General features: G+C 55.6%; 1 pseudogene. It reads right to left on the bottom strand.

The features are described 5' to 3' along the window. Positions 1-471, bottom strand: a pseudogene (locus tag E0D98_RS25805) (DNA primase); the annotation flags it as partial.

Here is a 471-nt window from a genome sequence, read left to right as displayed (position 1 = left end):
AGTGGCAGACATAACGCCCTCTTCCTGAGGTTTATTTTCTTCCGTTGGTTCAGGGGTTGCCTGTTGAACAGGCTGCATCCCGGCAGGTTCAGAAAGTGTCTTTGTCTCCGCGTTGTCGGTGCTGTGAACAGTGGCATTCCCCGGAGCATCAGCATTGAGGTCTTCCGCAAATGCGCTCCAGTCGTCAGCGCTGCCCATGGAGACCAGCTGTGGTTCTTCAGGTTGCGTTGTGGCGGTGTGCTGTGTCCCGGTTGCGTCGGAGACGGATGTTTCCGGTGTGTCGTAACTCCGGAGGGCAGTGGTGGCGGAAGAGGTGTTCTCTGCGTCATTATCAGTAGCAGACACTACGTTCTCCTGTGGTTTATCTTTAGCCGATGGTTCAGGACTGGCCTGCTGCACTGGCTGAATCTCTGCAGGTTCAGAAGGTGAATCTGTTTCTGCTGTGCCGGTGTCGTGAGCCGTGGTCGTAAC

The organism is Escherichia sp. KCJ4928, assembly GCF_004352695.1.
In the GTDB taxonomy this organism is placed as follows: Bacteria; Pseudomonadota; Gammaproteobacteria; order Enterobacterales; family Enterobacteriaceae; genus ECMA0423.
Note: the sequence above shows the minus strand (reverse complement) of the source record. Positions and strands in the feature narration are given on the sequence as shown.